The sequence below is a fragment of the Streptomyces sp. NPDC007095 genome (assembly GCF_040634475.1).
Taxonomy (GTDB): domain Bacteria; phylum Actinomycetota; class Actinomycetes; order Streptomycetales; family Streptomycetaceae; genus Streptomyces.
In genome coordinates, this window is record NZ_JBEYFS010000205.1 from 1 (window position 1) to 21,646 (window position 21,646).

A 21,646-nucleotide genomic window follows, 5' to 3' on the forward strand; every position below is an offset into this window, starting at 1 on the left:
GCCGTTCGTCCGCCTCGCCCACGGCCGACTTGTGATCAACCCCGGCAGCATCGGCATGCCCTACGGACGGGCCGGCGCCCACTGGGCGCTCCTGGACCCCGGCGTCGAACTACGCTCCACAGCCTTCGACATCGAGGCAGCCATCACCCAGGTCACCCAGGACTCAGCAGAGATTGTTCGCCCAGCCGCGGCCTAGCCGCCCGGCGGCCCTCCGAGCAGCCTGCCTACTCCAGCCGACAGGGCAATACAGACATCAATTCACGTACCGCCCTCTCAGAGACACTCCAACCAGCGATAGCACCACAGCTGTTGCACCAGCTAGAGTTCGACCACGAGTGGCTGAGCTGCACAAACCCGAGGTGCACACCACTACGACAGCCTCACTCCCCCAGAGAAGCCGGGTCCGTTCCGTCCCGCACCTGGGTCTGATGGCGGGAGACGATGAAACGAGCGGGCGACGGGAACGCGCGTTTTCCTCAGCGATCAAGGAGCTTCGGAGGGCCGGCCGCCCGCGTCCGGCCGTGCCGGTCGGTGGCCGGCTAGAAGCCGGGGAAGACCCGTCGCAGGTCGTCGAGGGTGAGGGAGGTGCTCGCCAGAGACACCTCGCTCGGCGTGTGCGCGGGCGCGTGACGCCCGGTGGTGAGCCGCAGCCACCACTCGGCCGGTGCGTTCAGGACCGCGTCGGGCTGGTCCGGCTCTTCGGTGAGCGCGATCGCGTCGCCCACCTCCAGTCCGAAGGTGCGCTCGGGTGCGGTGGTGTGGACGGCTATGCGGACCGGGCGGGTGTCCAGGGCGTCGGCCTTGCCGAGGAAGTTCAGGAATGCGCCGGCCTGGTCGAGGAGGAGTCCGGTCACAGCGCAGAGCAGGGGCGCCTCGTGATCGAAGGCGACCTCCACGTCCCAGGTGTGGTGGGCGAACTCCGTGAGCCGCACGCCGGACACCGTGGCGACATCGACCGCCGCGGGCAGGAAACCGAGGTCGACCCTCAGGTCCTTGCGCGTCTGCGCGTCGAGGCCCTCGTATCGGCTGACCAGCGCTTCGTTGGCCGCCACGAAGCCTTCGGCCCGCTCGACGGGTGACATGTCGTCCCAGCGCGCCCACACGGACTTGTTGAAGTCCCCGTCGGGCGAGCCGGTGGCGGTCAACGCGCCCTCCAGGACTTCCAGGCTTATCTCGGCGCCACTGCCCAGATGGCTGAGCACCTGAGACACGTCCCACCCCGACGCTCCGGAGGGCCGGGCGAGATCGGCGGAGGCGAGGCCGTGCACCACGGTCGTCAGATAGTCGTGTCCGCTGCGCAGGGCATCGATGGTCTGGTCGGCACGGTCGGTCATATGCGTTTCTCCGTATAGGCATGAGGAAGGGAGACGCAAGAGGAAAGGAAGCGTGGACGTGACGGGGGCGACCGCACCCGCGGGTTCGCCCGCGGCCTCGGTCAGGGGACCAGGACGATCTTGCCGCGGGTGTGCCGCTGCTCCAGCTCCGCGAAGGCGTCGGCGACGCGGTCGAGCGGGTACGTGGCGGCGATCGGGATCTCGACGGCACCCGAGGCGACCAGGTCGACCAGTTCGACCAGGATCTCGCGTGCGGTCGCGTTGTGGCGGCCGTCGGTCCTGGCGCCGATCTCCGCCGCGCGTTGCATGGCGACGGTGGTCTGGATGCGGTCCGGTCGTATGCCGAGGGCGAGGGCGAGGTCGAGGTACTCCGGTCCGTAGAGGTCGATGAACGCGTCGATTCCGTGCGGTCCCGCCGCCTGCTCCAGCCGCTCGCGCAGGCCGGCCCCGTACGGCACCGGGGTGACGCCGTGTTTGTCCAGCCACTCGGCGCTGGCCGGGGAAGCGATGCCGAGCACACGCACATCCTGATGGGCGAGCATCTGCACGAGGAACGTGCCGACCCCGCCCGCGGCGGCGGACACCGCGACCGTCTCCCCGGGCTGGGGAGCGACGGCGCGTGCGGCGGCGTAGGCCGTGGCGCCGACCATGTGCAGCGAGCCCGCTACCTCCCAGCTCAGCTGCGGAGGCTTGGCCACCAGGTGGGCCGCCGGGACGGCCACGTGCGTCGCCTGCGCGGACGACACGGGCGTCCAGCCCAGCACCTCGTCACCGACGGCAAGTCCGTCGGCCTCCGCGCCGACGGCTACGACGACTCCGGCGAGGTCGCTGCCCTGGCGGGACGGGAAGACCACCGGGAACAGATCCCGGACCACCCCGGAGCGGATCATCGTGTCGAAGGGGTTGACGCCGGCGGCGCGGACTTCGACGACGACTTCCGCTGGGCCCGGCTCGGGCATCGGGACGTCGGTGACGTACAGGACGTCACGATCGCCGTACTGGTCGAAACGCACGGTCCGTGCCGTTCGGTTCATGTCTTCTCCGTGATGTGTGAGGCCGGCCGGGGGCCGGATATGGCTGATGTCTTCCTGCACGGGCGGCGTGGCCGGGCACCGGAAGTGGTAGTGCCGCCGCAGGCCATGGGCCGCGTCGGGTCGCTCCGCGACGTCGGGTGGGTATCGCCCTCGGCGACTCGCTCCGTCTGCGCGCCGAAGGGTCGTGACGGTGTTGTCGAAGGACGATGACGACCTTTCCGGTGGCGTGGCCGATGCTGGACTTGCCAATGACGTCCGGGGCGTCGGCGAGTGGGACTTCCGCATCGATACGCACACGCAGCTCACCGGCGGGTGGCTTGCCGCACATGTGGTGCTTGATGGCGGCCTTCCGGGCATCAGCCGACGAGGCTCGCCATCGGTGTGAGGGTGATGGTGTGGTGGGTGTGCTGGACGGTCTACGCCGTCCTCACCGAGGAGGGGATGGCTCTGCTGGTCGGGCGGCGCCCGACCATGTGGGGCTGGTTCGGGAGCTGCTCTTCGACGCGCTCACGCCCGACCAGGTGCGCGCGCTCGCCGACGGCCTCGGCGAAGCGAGCCGCCGCATGGCCGACGGACCCGGCGAAGCGAGCCGCCCCACGGCCGACGGACCCGGCGAAGCGAGCCGCCCCACGGCCGATGACAGAGATTGCCCGGCCTCCGGCTCCGAGACTGCCGCCGATCTCAGCACCTGAGGGTCCGTCGCGGCGGATGTGCCGCCCGTGGTGGCGGGGCCCGCACGCGGCGACCTGGTGGTGAAGCTGGTCACCATCCCCGGCAGTACCTGCGCGGACCGCGCAGGTACTGCCGGCCGAGCCGGGGCCCTGGCATGTCCGCCCCGCCCGCTGCCGGTCGCCTTGATTCCTGGCCGAGGTTCGCCCCGAACCGTCAGTCCGGAACGAAGACGACCTCAGCCCTGGCAGGCCGCCGGCCTCAACCACCTCGAAACCCGGTGCGAGCCGGACCGGCGACTGCTTCCCCACCGGATCATCGTCGGCTCCGAATCCCGTCCCACCCGCATCGACTCGCTGCGGCGACTGGGCGCCGGCCACCCTCACCTCATCGGCGACTTCCCCTGGGCCGGCTGGGACCACCTCGGCGAGGCCGGCCTCGGTCGGATCGGCTTCACCGGCGAGGACGGCTTCCACCCACACCGCCTGACGGCCGCGCCCTCGCAGTCGTCCGCCCGACCGGCCCGGGTGGCATCACCGTCCACGTCTCCGCTCCGGAGTGCGAACCCGTCACCGTGAACCCGCGCGCGAGGGCCATGACGTGGGATTTCGCCCCGGGGTCTGCAGAGAGGGGGCGCCAGGTGCCGGTTCAGTAGCCGACGGTGAAGCGCCGGCCCAGGTGCCGGGGGTTCTCGATCTCGTCCACGAGGGCGAGGGCGTAGTCCTCGTAGGAGATGCGGGCCTGTCCGTCCTCACCGGTGACCGGGTGGTCGAGGCCGGTGCGGTAGTGGCCGGTGCGCTGACCAGGCGCGAAGTGCACGGGCGGAGGGGAGAGGTACGTCCAGCTGATGCCGTCGCCCTCGGGGAAGGCGAGGTAGGCGTCGAGGGCCTGGATCTGGCCGATGGCGTACGGCTTGAACTCCTCGGGGAAGCCGGGGGCGTCGTAGAAGCGCACGCCCTCGGGGTTCAGCAGACTGGCGCCACCGCCCATGTGCAGGATGCGCGGGCCGGTGGGGCCCAGGGCGCGCACGGCCGCGGCGGCGGTGGCCACGGCGTCGGTGTACAGCCGTGCGTCGGGTCCGCCGACGGTCAGTACCAGCGCGTCGGCGTCCTTGGCCATGGCGGCGACCGTATCGGGGTCGGTGACGTCGCCGGACACCGCCCGCACACCGCTGGGGATCGAGTCCATCCGGGTGAGATCTCGGGCCACCGCGGTGACCTCGTGGCCGCGGGCCGCGGCCTCGGTGACGACGCGGGAGCCCGCCTTTCCGGCGGCCCCGAACACGACGATCCTGCTCATCACTGTGCTCCTTTCCTTGTTGTACGGGGGTTCAGGCGTTCTGCGCGCCGAACAGGTACTGGTTGCCGATGTCGATCAGGAACGGGCCGCCGTAGGCCGGGTAGCGTTCCAGGATCGCCTTCTTGTACGCCTCGCCGTCGTCGTCGAGCAGTGCGCGTGCGTCGGCCAGGTAGCGGCGCAGTTCGGGGTACACCTGGGGCCCGGCGGGCAGGCCGTGTCCGGCCAGGATCGTGTCGTACGACTGGTCGGCGGCCAGGGTGTCGACGGCCTGCTGCCAGCCGGCGATGTCGTTGTTGCCCAGGAACAGGTGGGTGGCGTGGTAGACGAGGTCCTGGGCGACCAGTACGCCCTGCTCAGGCAGTTTGATGACGAGTTCGTCGGCCGCCTCACCGCCGGAGACGGCCTCGAAGACGAACGGCACGCCGTCGATGACCTCCGTGCCCGGGGTGATGTCGACGGTCGGGGTGATGTCGGCGACCGGGATGACGACGCCGGTCGGGTCCTGGGCGTCGCCCTGGGCGACGATCTGCTCGCGGACCGCGGGCAGGGCGTGCACGGGTGTGCCGAAGCGGGCGGCGCCGTGGAAGTGGTCCGGGTGGGCGTGGGTGATGATCAGCCGGTCCAGCGGCTTGCCCAGCCCCTTCGCGTACGCCACCACCTCGTCGGCGTACGCCAGGGCGTACTGCGCGTCGACGGCGACGACGCGGGCCGGGGTCTCGATCAGCTGGGTGGTGACATTCAGACTGTCGTCCGGCGCCATGTAGCTGTGGACGCGAACCGCGCCCTTGTCGATGACCGTGACAGTGCCGTTCATGGTGCGCTTCCCTCTGGTCGTACTGGTCGTGTTCGCACGGCATCGGATCAGCCGTCGCCTTGACCACTGTCACCGGTCAGCTCTGGCCGGGCGAGATACGCTGGAGACTCTTGATGGTCAAAGACGGACATGAGTACGAACTTGAGTGAGCTCTTCATGACGGCCTCGGACGTGGACGGCGCCGCTCGCACGGAGCATGGCCCGATCCCCGGGTTCGGTTTCAACCCGCCGACGGCCCCCGTCTCCGGCTTCGAGATCACCGACCTGGCCACCCTGCACGGCCGGATGGCCGACGGCAGCCTGGAGCGCGTCCACCGCGTCGACTTCCACACCGTCACCCTGATCACCGAGGGCAGCGGGGAGCACGCCGTCGACTTCGTGACGTATCCCTGCCGCCCCGGCACACTGCTGTGGATCCGGCCCGGCCAGGTCCAGCGCTTCGGGCGTCCCGGCATGATGAACGGCACCCACCTGCTGTTCACCGCCGCCTTTCCACCCGAACTCGCGAGCACCGACCATCTGGTGCGCGAGTGGTACGGCCCCGTCTGCTGGCAGCTGGGCACAGGCCACGACTACGCCACCGTGTCCGCCCTGCTGGGCCAGGTGCGGGCCGAGTTCACCCGCACCGACGGCGCGGTGTCGCGGGAGATCCTGCAACTGCTGGTCGCCGCCTTGCTGTTGCACATCGACCGGCTGCCACGGCCCGGTATGCACGATGCCCCGCACGCGGGCCGCGAGATCTACGCGCGCTTCCGCGCCGAGCTGGAGCGCTCCCACACCATGACCCGGCGCGCCGAGGACTATGCCCGGCGCCTGGGCTACACCGTCAAGACCCTCACCCGCGCCTGCCTGGCCGTCACCGGACAGCCCGTCAAACAGGTCATCGACGCCCGGGTCGTCCTGGAGGCCCAGCGGCTGCTCGCGCACACCGACGAGCCCGTGGCGGTGATCGCTCGCCGCCTCGGTTTCTCCGAACCCACCAACTTCGGCAAGTTCTTCACCCGGCACACCGGGACAAGGCCCGGCGACTTCCGCCGGACTCACCACGGCTCGTAATGAACCCGAACACACCGCGCCCCAGAGCGTGTGCCGGCCCCTGCAAGTCCGTTCCTGACCACCGTGAGTCCCCGGGGGACCTCGCCGGCCTGCCGCTTCGCACAGACCATCGACGACACGGACCAGATCTGGTTCCCGCACGTCAGTCGACGCGTCCGTCGCGCGAAGGAGTACCACCATGCCCGCCGTGTCCGCCGAGCGGATGCCCGCCCTCTATCTCAGCCACGGAGCCCCGACCCTGGCTGACGACACCCTCTGGACGGGCCAGCTGGCTTCCTGGTCCGCCGATCTGCCCCGCCCCACGGCGGTCCTGATGGTCTCCGCCCACTGGGAGGAGGCCCCGCTGGCCCTCGGCGCGACCACCACCGTCCCACTCGTGTACGACTTCTGGGGTTTCGACCAGCGCTACTACGAGGTGACCTACGCCGCACCCGGCGCGCCGGAACTCGCCGAGTCGGTACGCAAACTGCTGCGCGGCGCGGGCATGCCTGTGCAGGACTTCCCGGATCGCGGGCTCGACCACGGCGCCTACGTCCCGCTGGTGGAGATGTTCCCCGACGTCGATGTCCCGGTCCTGCAGATCTCCATGCCGTCGCTGGAGCCGGAACAGCTCATGGCCGTCGGCCGCAGGCTGGCCCCACTGCGCGACGAGGGCGTGCTCGTCATCGGCAGCGGCTTCTTCACCCACAATCTCCGGGCGATCAGCTACGACAACCGGGTCAGCTCGGTGATGGCCGAGTTCGACGACTGGGGCCGACGGGCCCTCGACGCCCAGGACATCGACGCGCTGCTCGACTTCGAACGCAAGGCCCCGGCCGCCGCCCAGGCCCACCCCCGTACCGAGCACTTCGCCCCGCTGTTCGTCACCCTCGGCGCGGCCCACGACGACCTGGCAGCCCAGCGCACCGTGATCGACGGCTTCTGGGGCGGCCTGTCGAAGCGCTCCGTCCAGTTCGCCTGAACCCTCACCTGTGATGATTCCGATGAAACTGGCCGACTATCGCGCGGCGCTCGACCTGGACGAGCCCTTCCGCCCGGCCGCCGCACCGGTGGCGGACCGCGGGATGCTGCTGCACTCCCTGCTGGCGGACCTGGTCGCGGACGGCACAGTCGCCCGTCTCGGCCTGTGGGACGTCGACATCGAGCGGGCCGCGGGGGACCCGCTCCTGGCCCGTCGGCTGCTGGGCACCCTGCTCACCGTACGGCCACCGGGCAACTGGGTCCCGGAGGCCCTTGCCCGCGTCGACGCGATGCTGTCCGCCGAGGCCGCCGACCGCGCGTGCGTGGCGGCGAAGGACCTGCCCAGGCTCACCGAGACCCATCCCAGGACCCGCTACCCCGCCGCCGACCGGACCGCCCTGTGGCAGGGCGACCTCACCACGCTCGCCGCCGACGCCGTCGTCAACGCCGCCAACGCGGCTCTGCTGGGCTGCTTCCGCCCCGGACACGCCTGCGTCGACAACGCCCTGCACACGGCGGCCGGCCCACGCCTGCGCGAGGACTGCGCCCGCATCATGGAACTCCAGGGCCACCCGGAACCGACCGGCACCGCGAAGATCACCCGTGGCTACCATCTGCCCGCACGCCATGTCCTGCACACGGTGGGCCCCATCGTCGACGGCCCTCCCGGCCCGGACGACGCGCAGGCCCTCGCCGCCTCCTACCACTCCTGCCTGGACCTGGCGGCCGAAGCGGGAGCGCGGACGGTGGCCTTCTGCTCGATCTCCACCGGCGTCTTCGGCTATCCCAGGCTGCCGGCCGCCCGCGTGGCCCTGGAAGCCGTCGCCTCCTGGTTGGACGCCCGCCCCGGCGCCCTCGACCTCGTCGTTCTGGACGTCTATGGCACCGAGGACCACGCCGTGTACACCTCCGCGATCAACGAACCCCTCGACTGGTGAACCCCATGTCCCACCACCCCATCGACCGCCTCGCCGACTGGTGGCGCGAGGCTGACCGGATCCTGATCGGGGCCGGCGCCGGCCTCAGCGCGGCAGCGGGCATCGACTACAACGACGCCGCCTCCTTCACCCGGGACTTCCCCGCCCTGGCGGCCCGCGGCTTCCGCACCCGCTACGAGATGATCGGCCGCCCCCTGCCACCGGAACTGCACTGGGCCTACCTGGCGGCCAACGCCCGCACAGTCCGCTTCGACCCCCGCCCGAACCCGCTCTACCAACAGTTGCGCGAACTCCTCGCAGACACCGACCACTTCGTGTGGACCTCGAACGTCGACGGCCTCTTCGCCCGCAACGGCTTCGCCCCGGAGCGGGTGTTCACACCGCAGGGCGACTACGCCTTCCACCAGTGCGCCACGCCGTGCACCCGCGAGGTGTGGGACTTCGAGCCGGTGGCGGAGAAGCTGGTCGCGGCCACCGACCCCACGACCGGAACCGTCACCGTGCGGACGGTGGTCCCCCACTGCCCGAACTGCGGCGGTGAGGTTCAGCTCAACGTCCGCGTCAACGGCGCCTTCATCGAGGACCACTACCTGCCCACCGGGAGCGCACTGCTCGACTGGGTACAGGCCGAACGCGACTCCCGGCTCCTCGTTCTCGACCTGGGCACCGGCTACAACACGCCCACCGTCGTACGGCTGCCCATGGAATACCTCACCCGCATGCGTGCGAGCACCCGCCTGGTCCGCGTCAACCCCGAACATCCCGAGGTTCCCGACGCGCTCGGCCACCGTGCGCTCGCGGTCCCGCTGGACGCGGCCGACGTTCTTGACGCCCTCGCCGGTACGGTCCTCAAATGACCATGACCGGTCCGCACTTCACCTGGTCGGTGGTGAAGCGAGTGACAAAGCTGGGTGAGCGAGAGGCCGCACCCCCCAGCCTGGCGGCCCCACTACAAGGAGCGCTTTGGCATGACCAGCCACTTGAGTAGACGACAGATCAACACGCTGCTTGCCGGATTGGGCGTGTCCCTCGCGGCGAGCGGCACCGCCAGCGCGGCCACACCGTCATCGGCGCGAGCCTCACGGTCCGAGAGTGACCAGCTGGCGGCGCTTTACCAGAAGGCAAGGAAGGAACACGGCACCCTCACCGTCTACGCGGGCGGGGACGCGCTGCGGGGACAGGACCGGATCGCGCAGGCCTTCGAACAACGCTTCCCCGGCCTCGACATCGATATCAAAGTGGACCTGAGCAAGGACCTGGTCCCGCGCATCGACCTCGAACTGGCCCGCGGCGACCTCAAGGCCGACATCGCCCACATCCAGCTCTCCAACGACCTCGAACGCTGGAAGCGCGAGGGGCATCTCCTGAAGTACCGCCCGCTCGGCTGGCCCGCGATCCACCCGCAGTTCAAGGACGACGGCCACATCACCGGCATGAGCGTCATCGCCTTCGCCAACGTCGTCAGCAAGGACCTTCATGACAAGGGCGAAGCCCCGGTCGAGGCACTGGACTACCTCCGGCCGGAGTTCAAGGACAAGCTCGTCCTGACCTACCCCAACGACGACGACGCCGTGCTGTGGCAGTTCCAGCAACTCGTGGAGAAGTACGGCTGGGAGTACCTCGACAAGCTCCGCGCCCAGAACCCCCAGTGGATCCGCGGCACCCGACCCGCCGCCAACACCGTCACGTCGGGCGCCAAGGCGGCCACCTTCACCGCCTCCAGCGCCCTGGTCCAGCCCGCCGGCTCCACCGTGACCTTCACCGTGTCCAAGAAGGGTCCCTTCCTCACCTGGGCCCAGTCCGCGGCCATCCTCAAGGACGCCAAGCACCCGGCGGGCGCCAGGCTGTACCTGAGCTGGCTGACCTCCAAGGAGTACCAGGAGTCGATGGTCTCCCAGTTCTCCGTCCGCTCCGACGTCCGTCCCAAGGAGGGCTGGGGCACCGTCTTCGACTACCCCAACACCGATCCGACCGCGTTCCCCAGGTGGCTGCGCGACCGCGCGGCCGTGGAGGAGTTCCGCAACCAGATCACCTTCTGCATCGGCGCCCCGAAAGGCGAATCACCCACCGAGGACGCGTTTCCCGACCGCCCATGACGGCACGGCTGCCCCGATCCCGGTGGGCCGGGGCGAGAGCTGTCACACGCGGGGAAGCCCGCTGACCCGTTCACGGGCTGTCACACCGAGCCGAGTCCCTCACCGATCCGCGGAGCTGGGTGCGGACTGTGGTGGCGGCGCTGGTGATCACGGCATCTCCTGTGACGGACGGTTTATTCAAATTTGAACTCACCATTGGACGGTAGGCTTGAGTTCCAATTTGAACAGCCTGGAGGGCTGTGACGTGGGTCATACACGTTGGCTGAATGAGGTGGAGAAGCGTGCCTGGACGGCCTTCACCACCGCGCACGCGCTGCTGTACCGGCGGTTGGAGCAGCGGCTCAAGCGGGACTTCGGCCTGTCCGGGCTGCAGTATGAGATCCTCGCCCGGCTCAGCGGGGTCCCGGACCGGGAGATGCGGATGGCCGAACTGGCCGGTGCCCTGGTCAACTCCAAGAGCGGGCTGACCTATCAGATCGGGCAGATGGAGAAGTCCGGGCTGGTGCGCCGACGAACTTGTCCCGGTGATGAGCGTGCGGTCTACGCCGTCCTCACCGAGGAGGGGACGGCTCTGCTGGAGCGGGCGGCACCCAGCCATGTGGGGCTGGTCCGGGAGCTGCTCTTCGACGCGCTCACGCCAGACCAGGTGCGCGCGCTCGCCGACGGCCTCGGCGAAGCGAGCCGCCGCATGGCCGACGGACCCGGCGAAGCGAGCCGCCCCACCGCCGGCGAGACCGCATGCCCGGGGTCTGGTCCCGAAGCCGCCGCCGACCTCGGCGTGTGAGGGGGCACCTTTCCGTGAGTTCACAGAAGTCGGCCCCGATCGACCCGACAGGCGTCCTCGCATCGCCGGGTTCCAGAGGCGGGGATGCGCCCCAGGAGGCGAGGCGAAAGCCACCCCGGTTCCGGCTGCGGCCAGGGAGCTCAAGTGACCTGCCGGTACGTGGCCCTCCGGACGGTGGCTCGCCACTCGACATGGTGGCCTGCACTGGACCGACCGCTGGGGCGCCCGTCCGACGGCGAGGTCGTCGCTGCCTTGTCGGTCGTCGTGGGCGCCGGGTCGGTCGATCTGCGGACGGTACGGCCGGCGGTCATCGCTTCCGGCCTGGCCGTGTCCCGCAGGCTGGGGTGGCATCCCTCGGCCGGAGTCCGGCAGGTGGCTCCCTGAGGTCGGATACCGACTGGTGGCCGCACGGGAGGTCATCGGTGGAGTGTGGCTCATCGACACCTTCCGCGGCCCTGTCCAACAGGGTCAGGAGGCCTGCGAGTTCCGGCGGTCCATTCCGGCGCAGACCGTCACGGAGGCCTTGTCCGCCTGCTACTGCGACACCCTTCACCGCTGGCTGCAAGCCCGTCAGGGCGACAGCGCGCCCTTCGCGCTGCGGCCGGTCCTGCGCGCCAAACTGGACCTCATCCTCGACGGGCTGACGGCACGTTGACCGGCAGCCGCTTCCTGGCGTCATGCCCGCGGCCGTGCCGGCGGCGTCGCGCTGACCGGCGCGACCGCCTTACTCGGGACATCCGCCTGGCTCGGCGCAAGGCTTGCCCTCGGCGATGGTCCGGGGGTCGGGGCCGGTGTTTCGGGGGGTCGGGGTCGGTGTGCGGGGGACCCGACTGAACTACGCCGCCTACTCAGCGGCAGGGTCTGCTGCACGATCGGGTGACATCTTGACCCCGTCACCCAAAGCTGCAGCAGACCCAATATCCTTCGGGCGGAGACGGCTTCGGCGACGTACGCCGCTATGTGCGCTCCTGCTGCTTTTGGCCTTTCCGTACATGAGTAACCTGGAAGTAACTCGCGGGTCGTTTCCCCTGCTAGGGCGGCCGTTGAAAGACGCTGGCCCGCGCACGGCGTCTGAGCTCTCGCATCGGACGTAGCCCGGCAGAGAACTCCGTTTGCCCAGTTCATAGATGCCTGCCGCGTCGCGCCGATCCTTCGCCGCGACGCGACGCTCCGTGGCTGATTGCGCTCTCGGGTACCGGCGCTGCGTTGATGACCCGCCAGCCTCTGTCAGTGCCCGCTGCTACACCCATTGCTTGGGAGGAGCCGCGTCCCGCGGCCCGCTGTCGGGAGGAGAGCCCATGTCGTCGAAGGTGCCGGACGGGTTTCACCGGGTGCGCAGCCATCCTCGTTCCTCCGGCACGCCGCGGCACGCTATGGCGTCGATGCGTGAGCCCTGTTGCTGGAGGTCGGCCGCCGCGGTCTGGTCGGCGGCCAGGAGGACATGATCGTGGACATCGCGCTCGACCTGATGCCGGAGCGGGCATCCGCCGCCGCGAGTTGATCACCGAGAGGAGGGGAGCCCTGGGGGAACCGTCGGGAGGACAGGGCCATCACGTCCCTCCTCTGCTCGATTATCGATTCCGACTCTTCGTGGCCGAGGGTGAGTTGACAGAGGGTCTCCGCGTAGACCTTTACCGCTGATCGGAGAATCTTCGGTTGGCTCGCCAAGGCGGCTTCTGTCGGGCAGAAGCGCTTCCGCGAATCGGCCGTTCCGGTCAGTTCGGTAGGTGGGGGAGCAGGGTGGCCCGCAGGTCGTTCTCGGTGATCTGGTCGGCGGGGCGGTGGAGTGTCCAGCGGTGGACCTCGCCGTCCATCGGCACCACGGAGACGACGGTTACCAGCGGTGGGCAGCCGGGTTCGCTGCAGGTGAGTTGGCGGACTATGACGGCGGTGTCGTGGTCCAGGCCGAGCAGGGCGCGCACGGCATCCTTCAGTTCGCGGAGGTGCGGGCTCGGCCCGGCGGTTCCTGGGCGCGGTTCCAGGTGCATGGGGATACTCCTTGGTTCTGGGCCGTCCCGAGTGGCTTGGCCGTGGTGGTTCAGTTGGCGGCCCGCTCCCGGATGGGTGTCCTGACGGGTGTTCCGGCGGCGCGGTGTTGCTTTGTCACGGTCATCTGCCAGATCGAGAGGAGCAGCAGCGTGCCGGTTTCGGTGAGGAGACTGAGGAGGGCTTGTGGGGCAGGCTGCAGGCCGTGTTCGGTGAATCCGAAGACGCCCACGATGCGTGAGGCGGTGAAGCCGGCGAGGGCGCCGAGCGTGACGCCGGCTGCGGCGGCCCTCAGAAGCAGGGGTGGTGTCCCCATCAGCAGCAGGGCGGCGAGGGCGAAGGAGACGCTGGCCTGGAGCAGGAACAGCGGACCGATGATGTGGATGAAGCGGTACTCGTCGACGTAGAGCTGGGCGTGTATGTATCCGCCGGCGGCGAGGGTTGCGGCGCTCGCCGATCGCAGGGTGGGGGCGAGGAGTCTTCGGGTGTTCATGCCAGCCTCTGATCCTTGATGGCCAGTTCGCGGTCGCCCTGGCGGTAGCCGACGGTGCGGATGCCGAGTGCGTCCTTGAGCTGCCGGGCGGGGACGACCTGCGGAGTGGGGGCGGGGCCACGGCCAGGTTTGGGCAGGGGGTAGGCGGTGGTGGTGGCGGAGTGGAAGGTGATGTTGCCGTCTGTCTTGGTGAACAGCTGGTGGACGTGCCCGTTGAGACAGGTGACGGAGGAGAAGCGGCGCAGGAGGGCGATGACCTTGAGGGCGTCATCGGTGCTCCAGCCCCACTTCGGGTACATGGCGAACAGCGGGATGTGGCTGAAGACCACGATGGGGGTGTCCGACGACAGTCCGGCGATGTCCTTGCGGACGAAGTCGATCTGGGCGTTGCCGAGATGGCCGAGCTTCTCCAGGCTCAGCGTGTTGACCAGGGCGATGAAGTGCACACCGTGGGTGTCGAAGCTGTACCAGCCATCGCCGAGCGTGCCCATGCCGAAGGTCTTCCGGTAGGCACGGCCTGCATCGCCGATGGAGTCGTGCTCGCCCGGTACGGTGAAGACACGGTCTGTCTGCATACCGGTCAGCATCTGCTTGACCTGGTCGAACTGGCCGGCCGTGGACAGGTGGGTCAGGTCGCCGCTGTGCATGACGAAGTCGGGTCTGAATCCGAGCGAGTTGACCTGGTTGATCGCTTCGGTGAATGAGCCGACCACGTCCGTGTTCGCCGGGCCATGGAACCCGATATGGCTGTCGGAGACCTGCACGAACCGCAGCGAGCCGTTCGCCGCCGCGGTGGCGCCGGCGGCGGCCATGGAGTGGGTCTCCCGGGAGTCGGCGATGTGGCTGATCACCTCTCCACTGGCCATGGTCAGTACCACGGCACCGCCGAACCACCCCGCGTGGCGCATGAGTTGGCGCCGGGACATACCGTGCTCCGTGGCGGGCTGCTCGGTATCGTCGGCCGGTGCACTGTCGTGACTGTCGTAGTAGCCGGTCATCGGGTCACCTCCACGGTGGCGGTCATGAACGGATGGATGGTGCAGAGGTAGGAATAGGTGCCGGGCTTGGTGAACGTGTAGCTGTAGGCTGCGTGGGTGTTCAGGGCTGCCGAACGCAACGGGCCGCCCGATCCCGTGCTGGTGACGGTGTGGGCGTCGGTGTCCTGATTGGTCCAGGTCACGGTCGTGCCCACTTTGACCTTGAGTGTGGCCGGGGCAAATGCGAAGTTCTTGATCGCCACGGCGTCCCCGGCCATCGGCGCGGCAGCCGCGCCCGTGCTCGGGGGGCTCATGGGCATGCTCATGCTGGGCATCGGCGAGGTGCCGGGAGCGGAGCTCGCCGTGTTCCCCGGTCCGGCGGCACCGGGCATCCCGGCCGTCTGGTGCTGACCTGCTCCGGGTGTGATGGCGCTGGTTCCGGTGGACGAGGAATGCGACGACTGACCGCATGCGCTGAGGAGCCCCAACCCGCAGGCGGTGGCGACGGCCAGCCCGGCCGAGGCGCGTGATCGCCGACTTGGTGTACGAAAGTTCAGGTGCATGGTGTTCGTTCCTCGCTGATCAGGCGGAGATGGGGGAATGTGCCGGCTGAGCGCACGCAACCGCGGTGGTGTGTGGTGGATGCCGTGTCACGGCCGCGTGCCCTTGACGGATGGAGGAGGAGTGCCGCGCAAAGCGGCTCTTGTCCGGTTCCACGGGCGGTGGGGGAGCTTGGTTCGGTGGATATGTACTTTTTATGGTGCTTCTTGGTGATCTTCGTAGATCGGCCAGCCCTAGAGTGCTCCGCTCGCGCGCGCGTGGCCTTGGCGGTGTCGTCGGACCCGGCAGGGGCATGTCGCCCGCAGCGCTCACGGAGCGTCGCCGGTACCGCGCCACGCGTTACACGACAAAGCAATACATATGCGCGATGATCGACTTATGCCCTGGAGTTCACGAAAACGTGATCAAAGGACCGATCCGGATGACTCCGCGCACCGTGTCTCTGGTAAAGGGACCCTTTCGACCGCAGACGAGGAACTGTTGCGCACTCTGTACGCGGAGCACGCAGGCCCCCTGTTCCACTACGTGCTGCGACTGACCTCAGGAGACTGGCAATGGGCGGAGGATGTCGTGCAGGAGACGCTGCTGCGAGCGTGGCAGCATCCCGCCGCGTTCGACCCGGCACGCGGCCCGGCCCGGGCATGGCTGTGTACCGTGGCCCGGCACCTGGTCATCGACGCCCACCGGGCCCGGAAGGCCAGACCGGCCGAGGCCGGCGGCGAGGCGCTGGAGCGAGTCGCCGAGCAGGCACCGGGCGAGGACGAGATCGAGAAGGCACTGCAGAGCTGGGCGGTGGCCGATGCCATCCGGACGCTGTCCCCGGACCATCGCGCGGTCCTGCTGGAGACCTACTACCGGGGCCGGACCATGGCGGAGGCCGCCCGGGTGCTGGGCGTCCCGCTGGGCACCGTGAAGTCGCGTACGTACTACGCCCTGCACGCCCTGCGGCTGGCGCTGCTGGAACGGGGCATCGAGCCATGACCGTGGCATGCAGGAGGTGGCGACCATGAGCGCGGAGCACGACGTCCTCAGGCTGGTGCTGGGAGGATACGTCCTGGGCACGCTGCCCCCGGCGGAAATGGAACAAGCGCGCGCCCACCTCGCGGAATGCGCCGACTGCCGGGCGGAACACGCCCAACTGGCGGGACTGCCCGCGCTGCTGGCGACGGTGACCGCAGCCGAAGCTGCGGGCCAGACGGTGCCGGCGGCCGGTGAGGACCTGGTCGGCCGGCTGGTGGCGCGGGCTGCCGAGAGCGCTCAGGGACCCTCGCCTGCACGGCCCGCCGTGCCTGCGGTGCCGCAGGCGGGTGTGCTGGAGAGGCTGCTCCAGCAGGCCGCGGCCCGGCGCCGCAGGACCTGGCGTCTGCAACTGGCCGGCGCCGCCGCCTCTCTGACGTTCATCGCGGCGGCGGTCGGCGGCACATGGCTGGCGACTGTCGGATCGGTGGGCATTCAGGCGACACAGCCTGGGCCGACCGCGCCGACTGCCTGGCGTACCTTCTCCGGAAGCGATCCCGCCACCGGCGTAACCGCCTCGGTGAAGGTCTCACCCTCTGCCTGGGGCAGTGTCCTGCAGGTCTCCGCCAAGGGGGCGCCCGCCGGAATCACCTGCCGGCTGCAGGCGGTCGGGCCCGGCGGGGCCAGGGCGGACGGCGCCACCTGGCGGGCGGGCGAGTACCCTCCCGGCACCACGATCCCAGGGGCGGTGGCCATGTCTCCGGGAGTCATCGAGCACTTCGAGATCGTCGCAGGCAACGGTCAGAAGCTGGTCACGATGCAGGCGTGAGGGGCGCAGAGCCCGGTCATCGAGGAGGCCAGTGCTCGTGGCATCGGCCGCGAAGGCGAGCCCGCGGGCGCTGTCGTCGACCGACGCCACCACGCCGTACGGCCCCGGGATCGGCGAGATCGAGAGCGTCCGGCAAGGGCGCCCGGCGGATGCCCGCGATGGCCCCTGAGGCCGGCATCGGCCTCTGTGGTCAGGGGCTGATGCCTCACCGTCGGCTCCCGCGAAACGGGCCGGTCCTCAGGCGCACCTGATGCGTGAGTGCGCCGACAGGGCGTGCACGCCCCCTCCGGGTGGCCGGTGACGGCGCCCTGGGCCTCAGAACAGAAGAGCCTGGCCGAGGCGAGTGAGCTCAGCCCGGCCACCGGCATTGACCTGACCCGCAAGAAGTTGGGTAAAAGCCGCGAATGACTCGAACCATTCGGCACGCGCCGCCCGTGGAACTGAATGAGCGCTCCCATGCAGGATCCGGCATACCGACCGCCCCTCGAAGTCATTGGCGGTCCCCCGCTTTCCGGTCTCCGTACATCCACAGAAGAGCCAGATGACCATGTTCGTAACCGATTCCCCCTGCCCGAGCCCGCCGCTCACCCGGCACTGCAGCCGGCAGGCGCTGCTCACCCTGCCCGCGCAGGAGGCGCACGTCTCCGCCGTTCGTCACTTCGCGGCCGATCTGCTGGAGACCTGGAGTGTTCCCGTGAGCGAACGGGACTCCGCCGTTCTCATCGTCGACGAACTCGCCGCCAACGCCGCCCAGTACGGACGCGAGCGCATGACCCTGCTGCTCGTCCTCGACCACGGCACTTTGCACATAGTGGTCAGTGACTCCGGAACGGCCGTGGAGCACCTTCGCCCCGACATCGCCCCGGACGAACACGGCCGGGGCACCGGCATCGTCCGGTACCTCGCACAGTCGACCGAGGTACACCAGACGCGCGGCGGACGCGAAGTCCGCGCCTGCCTGAGGTGCTCGGCATGACCGGCCCCGGATCACCCGATGGCCCCACCGCGTGGGCCTTCGCGACCCACAGGCCGTGCCCCGTGGACGGCTGTCTGGGCCCGGCGCAGGTGCTCGTGTCCTCCCCGGCGAACCGGTCGGCCCTCGGCCACGGCGGCCCCGACCAGGACACGGTGCTCTGCGAACGCTGCGGCCTCGGCGTACCGGCGGAGGTGTGAGCGTGGGGGTCACCCCGAATACCGCCGAGGTCATCGACGCGCCGCCTGCGCACCAGGCGTACGCCAACGCCCCCGAGCTGCGCCGCGAGATGCACCAGGTGCTCGCCCTCGGGGCCGAACGCGCCGGCCGTCAAGTCCGGCCCGTCTCCGGCCCGTCGGTCGATGCGACGGCCGCAGAACGGGCCTGGCTGCTGCGTAGGGCTGCTCTTATGGACCGGATGGCCCTGGACGACCCCGGCCCCGGCCCGGTCGGAGCCGCCGCACGAACCGCCGAAGAACTCGTGCTGCACGACCGACGCCATCCCGGCCTCGTGGCCGGCCCACACCGCCCCGACGCGATCACGCTGGACCCCAGCCGCCGCCCCTACGTCCGCCAGGAGTACGCCGCATGGACGGCCGCCGGGCGTCCCGGCACCTGAGGCGACCTCGAAGTGCGACGAATTCCCTTGTGAGGCCGGGCTGTCCGGCCACCTCCTGTGGATTCCTTCTGCGACGACGAGTGCCGGGCATCCGTCGGTGAAGAGCCCTGCCGGGTCACGCACGCTGGTGTTCGCATCGCAGACCCCTGTGCGTCACACCACCGCCACGGGGTCTTCCCCGGCGTTCGTTCCTCTTGGAACACTCCCCCCGCACAGGTCCCATCCACAGCACCACGTCAGGACAAGAGGTCACCCAGTCATGCCTCAAGTGAACCGACGCCGTTTCCTCCAACTCGCCGGTGGCACCGCGGCGTTCACCGCGCTGTCGAACAGCATCGAGCGCGCCGCCGCGCTGCCCGCGCACCACGGGTCCGGCACGATCGACGACGTCGAGCACATCGTCGTGCTGATGCAGGAGAACCGGTCCTTCGACCACTACTTCGGCTCGCTCAGAGGCGTCCGCGGTTTCGGTGACCCCCGCCCGTCCACGCTGCCCAGCGGCAAGTCGGTCTGGCACCAGTCGGACGGCACCAAGGAGGTGCTGCCCTTCCGGCCGACCGCCGACAACCTGGGTCTGCAGTTCATCCAGGACCTCCCGCACGGCTGGAGCGACGGGCACACCGCGTTCAACGCGGGCAAGTACGACAAGTGGGTGCCCGCCAAGTCGTCGACGACGATGGCGTACCTGACACGCGAGGACATTCCGTTCCACTACGCGCTCGCCGACGCGTTCACCATCTGCGACGCGTACCACTGCTCGTTCATCGGCTCCACCGACCCGAACCGCTACTACATGTGGACGGGCTACACGGGCAACGACGGCAAGGGCGGTGGCCCGGTCCTCGGCAACGACGAGGTGGGCTACGACTGGACGACGTATCCGGAGCGACTGGAGGCGGCCGGGGTTTCCTGGAAGATCTACCAGGACGTCGGTGACGGCCTCGACGCGAACGGCTCCTGGGGCTGGATCCCGGACGCCTACCGCGGCAACTACGGCGACAACTCGCTGCTCTACTTCAACCAGTACCGCAATGCAAAGCCCGGCGATCCGCTCTACGACAAGGCCCGCACCGGCACCGACGCCCGCAAGGGCGAGGGCTTCTTCGACCAGCTGAAGGCCGACGTCAAGGGCAGGAAGCTGCCCAAGATCTCCTGGATCGTCGCACCCGAGGCGTTCACCGAGCACCCCAACTGGCCGGCGAACTACGGCGCTTGGTACATCGCTCAGGTTCTGGACGCGCTGACCTCCGACCCCGAGGTGTGGGCGAAGACGGCCCTGTTCATCACCTACGACGAGAACGACGGCTTCTTCGACCACCTCGTGCCCCCGTTCGCGCCGCAGTCGGCCGCGCAGGGCAAGTCCACGGTCGACGTCGGCCCGGACCTCTACAAGGGCGACGCGAGCCGTGCCGCCGGACCGTACGGACTCGGCCAGCGGGTGCCGATGCTTGTCGTCTCGCCCTGGAGCAAGGGCGGTTTCGTCTGCTCCGAGACCCTCGACCACACCTCGATCATCCGGTTCATGGAGCGCCGTTTCGGCGTGCACGAGCCCAACATCTCGCCTTGGCGGCGCGCGATCAGCGGCGACCTCACCGTCGCCTTCGACTTCTCGCGCAAGGACACCAAGCCGGTCGCGCTGCCGGACACCGACGGCTACCGGCCGCCGGACCACGACCGGCACCCCGACTATGTGCCGACCCCGCCCGCGAACCCCGTCCTGCCCCGGCAGGAGCGCGGCTCGCGCCCGGCGCGGCCGCTCAAGTACGCGCCCCTCGTGGACGGTTCGGCGGACGCGGCGGCCGGGAAGTTCACGCTCGCCTTCGGTTCGGGTGCCAAGGCCGGCGCCGCCTTCTTCGTCACCTCCGGCAACCGCACCGACGGCCCGTGGACGTACACCACCGAGGCCGGCAAGACCGTCTCCGACACCTGGAACTCGGCGTACTCCAGCGGCTCGTACGACCTGACGGTGCACGGCCCCAACGGCTTCCTGCGCGTCTTCAAGGGCCCCGGCAAGTCCGCGGGACCCGAGGTCACCGCGCGCCACGTCGACGGGAACGTGGAACTGACCTTCACCAACAAGGGGTCCGGCACGGCCGAGCTCAAGCTCACCAACGGCTACGGAGGGCGGCCGAGTTCGTTCAAGGTGCGGGCGGGCGCGACCGTGCGGCACACGGTGGACCTGCGGGCGAGCCGGCGCTGGTACGACCTGACCGTCGTGTCCACGGCGGACGCGGGGTTCTTGCGGCGGTTCGCCGGACATGTCGAGAACGGTCACGCGGGTGTGAGTGACCCGGCGATCCTCACCTTCTGATGGATATCTCGCCTCTGGTCAAATTCCGGCCAACTCGCGGTAGTGTGCCCCGGTGACCACGCATTCGAACACACCTGCAGGTTGGTACCCGGATCCGCACGGGGCGCCCCAGACGTTGCGGTACTGGGACGGCTCGCAGTGGACCGAGCACACCAATGCGGACCAGGCGGCCCCGGCGGGGCCGACGGTTCCGCAGCAGGCCCAGCAGCCGTACGGACAGCCGTCGGCCGGTCCCGACCCTCGCGTGCAGAAGCAGGTGCAGCAGCAGGCGGGTGTCACGGGTGCTGGTGTCGGCGGTGGCACCCTGTTCACCGAGCCGGTCCTGGTGGTGAACCAGAAGGCCAAGCTGATCGAGCTGACCAACGAGTACAAGGTCATGGACCAGCAGGGCAACCTGCTCGGCGCGGTCGTCGAGGTCGGCCAGAGCGGTCTGAAGAAGGCGCTCCGCTTCGTCTCCAGCCTCGACCAGTACATGACGCACAAGCTGGAGATCCGTGACGCCTACGGGCAGCCGGTGCTGCGGCTCACGCGTCCCGCGAAGTTCATCAAGTCGCGGGTGGTCGTGGAGCGTCCGGACGGACAGCCCGTCGGCGAGATCGTGCAGCAGAACATGATCGGGAAGATCAACTTCGCGATCAACGTCAACGGCCAGCAGGTCGGCGCGATCAAGGCGGAGAACTGGCGCGCCTGGAACTTCGCCATCGTCGACCACACGGACAACGAGGTCGCCCGGATCACCAAGACCTGGGAAGGCCTCGCCAAGACGATGTTCACCACGGCGGACAACTACGTCCTCCAGATCCACTACCAGCTTCCCGAGCCCCTGCTGAGCCTCGTCGTCGCGACGGCGCTCACCGTCGACACGGCGCTGAAGCAGGACGCCCGCGGGCTGGGCTGAACCGGCGCACGACAAGAAGGGTGGCGGGGGGGGTGTTGGGCGGGGCCCCCCGGTGGTG

Annotated in this window: 27 protein-coding genes and 2 pseudogenes; 21 read left to right on the forward strand and 8 right to left on the reverse strand. The window is 69.5% G+C overall.

Going from position 1 to position 21,646, the window contains the following annotated elements:
• Nucleotides 1-196 (forward strand): annotated as a pseudogene (locus tag ABZ656_RS44730) (hypothetical protein); the annotation flags it as partial.
• A gap of 343 nt (nt 197-539) precedes the next feature.
• On the opposite strand, the gene ABZ656_RS44735 reads toward ABZ656_RS44730, so the two are convergent.
• Both ABZ656_RS44735 and ABZ656_RS44740 read right to left on the reverse strand, forming a co-directional pair.
• The gene (locus ABZ656_RS44735) at nt 540-1,334 is read right to left on the reverse strand and encodes a maleylpyruvate isomerase family mycothiol-dependent enzyme (protein ID WP_360276515.1); all 795 of its coding nucleotides are present in this window, start codon (nt 1,332-1,334) and stop codon (nt 540-542) included.
• 101 nt (nt 1,335-1,435) lie between these two features.
• Entirely contained in the window at nt 1,436-2,368 is a 933-nt protein-coding gene (locus ABZ656_RS44740) for an NADP-dependent oxidoreductase (protein ID WP_360276518.1), read from the reverse strand.
• Nucleotides 2,369-2,558: 190 nt separating this feature from the next.
• Here ABZ656_RS44740 and ABZ656_RS44745 point away from each other — a divergent pair, with 190 nt between their 5' ends.
• The 3 genes from ABZ656_RS44745 to ABZ656_RS44755 all read left to right on the forward strand — a co-directional run bounded on the left by ABZ656_RS44745 (nt 2,559) and on the right by ABZ656_RS44755 (nt 3,615).
• The gene (locus ABZ656_RS44745) at nt 2,559-2,753 is read left to right on the forward strand and encodes a hypothetical protein (RefSeq protein WP_360276521.1); all 195 of its coding nucleotides are present in this window, start codon (nt 2,559-2,561) and stop codon (nt 2,751-2,753) included.
• 88 nt (nt 2,754-2,841) lie between these two features.
• The gene (locus tag ABZ656_RS44750; protein ID WP_360276524.1) at nt 2,842-3,060 is read left to right on the forward strand and encodes a hypothetical protein; all 219 of its coding nucleotides are present in this window, start codon (nt 2,842-2,844) and stop codon (nt 3,058-3,060) included.
• Nucleotides 3,061-3,087: 27 nt separating this feature from the next.
• Complete coding sequence (locus ABZ656_RS44755; RefSeq protein ID WP_360276526.1) at nt 3,088-3,615, forward strand: hypothetical protein; 528 nt, start codon at nt 3,088-3,090, stop codon at nt 3,613-3,615.
• Nucleotides 3,616-3,685: 70 nt separating this feature from the next.
• On the opposite strand, the gene ABZ656_RS44760 is transcribed toward ABZ656_RS44755, so the two are convergent.
• Both ABZ656_RS44760 and ABZ656_RS44765 read right to left on the reverse strand, forming a co-directional pair.
• Nucleotides 3,686-4,336 (reverse strand): NAD(P)H-binding protein, encoded by a 651-nt coding sequence (locus ABZ656_RS44760; RefSeq protein ID WP_360276528.1) that lies wholly within the window; start codon nt 4,334-4,336, stop codon nt 3,686-3,688.
• 31 nt (nt 4,337-4,367) lie between these two features.
• Entirely contained in the window at nt 4,368-5,150 is a 783-nt protein-coding gene (locus ABZ656_RS44765; RefSeq protein ID WP_101402083.1) for an MBL fold metallo-hydrolase, read from the reverse strand.
• A 156-nt stretch (nt 5,151-5,306) separates the two neighbouring features.
• On the opposite strand from ABZ656_RS44765, the gene ABZ656_RS44770 reads away from it, so the two are divergent.
• The 8 genes and pseudogenes from ABZ656_RS44770 to ABZ656_RS44805 all read left to right on the forward strand — a co-directional run.
• Nucleotides 5,307-6,206: a helix-turn-helix domain-containing protein gene (locus ABZ656_RS44770; protein WP_101403930.1), complete on the forward strand. Its 900-nt coding sequence runs from the start codon at nt 5,307-5,309 to the stop codon at nt 6,204-6,206.
• A gap of 178 nt (nt 6,207-6,384) precedes the next feature.
• Nucleotides 6,385-7,167 carry a class III extradiol ring-cleavage dioxygenase gene (locus ABZ656_RS44775; protein ID WP_360276531.1) on the forward strand — a complete coding sequence of 261 codons (783 nt, stop codon included), beginning with the start codon at nt 6,385-6,387 and terminating at the stop codon, nt 7,165-7,167.
• A 22-nt stretch (nt 7,168-7,189) separates the two neighbouring features.
• Nucleotides 7,190-8,104: a macro domain-containing protein gene (locus tag ABZ656_RS44780; protein ID WP_360276534.1), complete on the forward strand. Its 915-nt coding sequence runs from the start codon at nt 7,190-7,192 to the stop codon at nt 8,102-8,104.
• A 5-nt stretch (nt 8,105-8,109) separates the two neighbouring features.
• Complete coding sequence (locus ABZ656_RS44785) at nt 8,110-8,961, forward strand: NAD-dependent protein deacetylase of SIR2 family (protein ID WP_360276537.1); 852 nt, start codon at nt 8,110-8,112, stop codon at nt 8,959-8,961.
• 111 nt (nt 8,962-9,072) lie between these two features.
• Nucleotides 9,073-10,200, forward strand: coding sequence for an extracellular solute-binding protein (locus ABZ656_RS44790; protein ID WP_101402086.1), 1,128 nt, complete (start codon nt 9,073-9,075; stop codon nt 10,198-10,200).
• A 271-nt stretch (nt 10,201-10,471) separates the two neighbouring features.
• Complete coding sequence (locus ABZ656_RS44795) at nt 10,472-10,984, forward strand: MarR family transcriptional regulator (protein ID WP_360276542.1); 513 nt, start codon at nt 10,472-10,474, stop codon at nt 10,982-10,984.
• Between the two features lie 400 nt (nt 10,985-11,384).
• Nucleotides 11,385-11,639 (forward strand): hypothetical protein, encoded by a 255-nt coding sequence (locus ABZ656_RS44800; RefSeq protein ID WP_360276545.1) that lies wholly within the window; start codon nt 11,385-11,387, stop codon nt 11,637-11,639.
• 687 nt (nt 11,640-12,326) lie between these two features.
• Nucleotides 12,327-12,485: pseudogene (locus ABZ656_RS44805) on the forward strand (4-hydroxy-2-oxovalerate aldolase); the annotation flags it as partial.
• Between the two features lie 214 nt (nt 12,486-12,699).
• Here ABZ656_RS44805 and ABZ656_RS44810 read toward each other — a convergent pair.
• The 4 genes from ABZ656_RS44810 to ABZ656_RS44825 are packed head-to-tail and all read right to left on the reverse strand — an operon-like array spanning nt 12,700 to nt 14,703.
• On the reverse strand, nt 12,700-12,972 hold the full coding sequence (locus ABZ656_RS44810; RefSeq protein WP_101402088.1) for a hypothetical protein: 273 nt from the start codon (nt 12,970-12,972) through the stop codon (nt 12,700-12,702).
• A 50-nt stretch (nt 12,973-13,022) separates the two neighbouring features.
• Nucleotides 13,023-13,463 carry a hypothetical protein gene (locus tag ABZ656_RS44815; RefSeq protein ID WP_360276549.1) on the reverse strand — a complete coding sequence of 147 codons (441 nt, stop codon included), beginning with the start codon at nt 13,461-13,463 and terminating at the stop codon, nt 13,023-13,025.
• Entirely contained in the window at nt 13,460-14,461 is a 1,002-nt protein-coding gene (locus ABZ656_RS44820) for a metallophosphoesterase (protein WP_101402090.1), read from the reverse strand. Before ABZ656_RS44820 ends, ABZ656_RS44815 begins: the two co-directional genes overlap by 4 nt.
• Nucleotides 14,458-14,703, reverse strand: coding sequence for a plastocyanin/azurin family copper-binding protein (locus ABZ656_RS44825; protein ID WP_360276552.1), 246 nt, complete (start codon nt 14,701-14,703; stop codon nt 14,458-14,460). Before ABZ656_RS44825 ends, ABZ656_RS44820 begins: the two co-directional genes overlap by 4 nt.
• Here ABZ656_RS44825 and ABZ656_RS44830 point away from each other — a divergent pair.
• The 9 genes from ABZ656_RS44830 to ABZ656_RS44870 all read left to right on the forward strand — a co-directional run bounded on the left by ABZ656_RS44830 (nt 14,693) and on the right by ABZ656_RS44870 (nt 21,588).
• Nucleotides 14,693-14,851: a hypothetical protein gene (locus ABZ656_RS44830; protein WP_180361940.1), complete on the forward strand. Its 159-nt coding sequence runs from the start codon at nt 14,693-14,695 to the stop codon at nt 14,849-14,851. The two genes, ABZ656_RS44825 and ABZ656_RS44830, sit on opposite strands and share 11 nt — an antisense overlap.
• A gap of 528 nt (nt 14,852-15,379) precedes the next feature.
• On the forward strand, nt 15,380-15,982 hold the full coding sequence (locus ABZ656_RS44835) for a sigma-70 family RNA polymerase sigma factor (protein WP_101402092.1): 603 nt from the start codon (nt 15,380-15,382) through the stop codon (nt 15,980-15,982).
• A gap of 25 nt (nt 15,983-16,007) precedes the next feature.
• Complete coding sequence (locus ABZ656_RS44840; RefSeq protein ID WP_360276556.1) at nt 16,008-16,787, forward strand: anti-sigma factor; 780 nt, start codon at nt 16,008-16,010, stop codon at nt 16,785-16,787.
• Nucleotides 16,788-16,818: 31 nt separating this feature from the next.
• Entirely contained in the window at nt 16,819-16,956 is a 138-nt protein-coding gene (locus tag ABZ656_RS44845; RefSeq protein WP_180362187.1) for a hypothetical protein, read from the forward strand.
• A gap of 372 nt (nt 16,957-17,328) precedes the next feature.
• A complete protein-coding gene (locus ABZ656_RS44850) occupies nt 17,329-17,763 on the forward strand; it encodes an ATP-binding protein (RefSeq protein ID WP_360276560.1) in 435 nt (144 codons plus the stop codon).
• Nucleotides 17,760-17,960 carry a hypothetical protein gene (locus tag ABZ656_RS44855; RefSeq protein WP_180361941.1) on the forward strand — a complete coding sequence of 67 codons (201 nt, stop codon included), beginning with the start codon at nt 17,760-17,762 and terminating at the stop codon, nt 17,958-17,960. Before ABZ656_RS44850 ends, ABZ656_RS44855 begins: the two co-directional genes overlap by 4 nt.
• 2 nt (nt 17,961-17,962) lie before the next feature.
• On the forward strand, nt 17,963-18,379 hold the full coding sequence (locus ABZ656_RS44860; protein WP_101403932.1) for a hypothetical protein: 417 nt from the start codon (nt 17,963-17,965) through the stop codon (nt 18,377-18,379).
• 259 nt (nt 18,380-18,638) lie between these two features.
• Nucleotides 18,639-20,690, forward strand: a complete 2,052-nt coding sequence (locus ABZ656_RS44865; RefSeq protein ID WP_360276564.1) for a phosphocholine-specific phospholipase C — start codon at nt 18,639-18,641, stop codon at nt 20,688-20,690.
• 52 nt (nt 20,691-20,742) lie between these two features.
• On the forward strand, nt 20,743-21,588 hold the full coding sequence (locus tag ABZ656_RS44870; RefSeq protein ID WP_101402094.1) for a phospholipid scramblase-related protein: 846 nt from the start codon (nt 20,743-20,745) through the stop codon (nt 21,586-21,588).
• Nucleotides 21,589-21,646: the final 58 nt, after the last annotated feature.

Coding starts and splice junctions, on each gene's coding strand:
- ABZ656_RS44840 (WP_360276556.1), top strand. CDS start 16,008: ATGAGCGCGGAGCACGACGTCCTCAGGCTGGTGCTGGGAGGATACGTC.
- ABZ656_RS44855 (WP_180361941.1), top strand. CDS start 17,760: ATGACCGGCCCCGGATCACCCGATGGCCCCACCGCGTGGGCCTTCGCG.
- ABZ656_RS44820 (WP_101402090.1), bottom strand. CDS start 14,461: ATGACCGGCTACTACGACAGTCACGACAGTGCACCGGCCGACGATACC.
- ABZ656_RS44785 (WP_360276537.1), top strand. CDS start 8,110: ATGTCCCACCACCCCATCGACCGCCTCGCCGACTGGTGGCGCGAGGCT.
- ABZ656_RS44850 (WP_360276560.1), top strand. CDS start 17,329: ATGACCATGTTCGTAACCGATTCCCCCTGCCCGAGCCCGCCGCTCACC.
- ABZ656_RS44765 (WP_101402083.1), bottom strand. CDS start 5,150: ATGAACGGCACTGTCACGGTCATCGACAAGGGCGCGGTTCGCGTCCAC.
- ABZ656_RS44780 (WP_360276534.1), top strand. CDS start 7,190: ATGAAACTGGCCGACTATCGCGCGGCGCTCGACCTGGACGAGCCCTTC.
- ABZ656_RS44810 (WP_101402088.1), bottom strand. CDS start 12,972: ATGCACCTGGAACCGCGCCCAGGAACCGCCGGGCCGAGCCCGCACCTC.
- ABZ656_RS44770 (WP_101403930.1), top strand. CDS start 5,307: ATGACGGCCTCGGACGTGGACGGCGCCGCTCGCACGGAGCATGGCCCG.
- ABZ656_RS44775 (WP_360276531.1), top strand. CDS start 6,385: ATGCCCGCCGTGTCCGCCGAGCGGATGCCCGCCCTCTATCTCAGCCAC.
- ABZ656_RS44790 (WP_101402086.1), top strand. CDS start 9,073: ATGACCAGCCACTTGAGTAGACGACAGATCAACACGCTGCTTGCCGGA.
- ABZ656_RS44740 (WP_360276518.1), bottom strand. CDS start 2,368: ATGAACCGAACGGCACGGACCGTGCGTTTCGACCAGTACGGCGATCGT.
- ABZ656_RS44735 (WP_360276515.1), bottom strand. CDS start 1,334: ATGACCGACCGTGCCGACCAGACCATCGATGCCCTGCGCAGCGGACAC.
- ABZ656_RS44760 (WP_360276528.1), bottom strand. CDS start 4,336: ATGAGCAGGATCGTCGTGTTCGGGGCCGCCGGAAAGGCGGGCTCCCGC.
- ABZ656_RS44815 (WP_360276549.1), bottom strand. CDS start 13,463: ATGAACACCCGAAGACTCCTCGCCCCCACCCTGCGATCGGCGAGCGCC.
- ABZ656_RS44865 (WP_360276564.1), top strand. CDS start 18,639: ATGCCTCAAGTGAACCGACGCCGTTTCCTCCAACTCGCCGGTGGCACC.
- ABZ656_RS44835 (WP_101402092.1), top strand. CDS start 15,380: ATGCCCTGGAGTTCACGAAAACGTGATCAAAGGACCGATCCGGATGAC.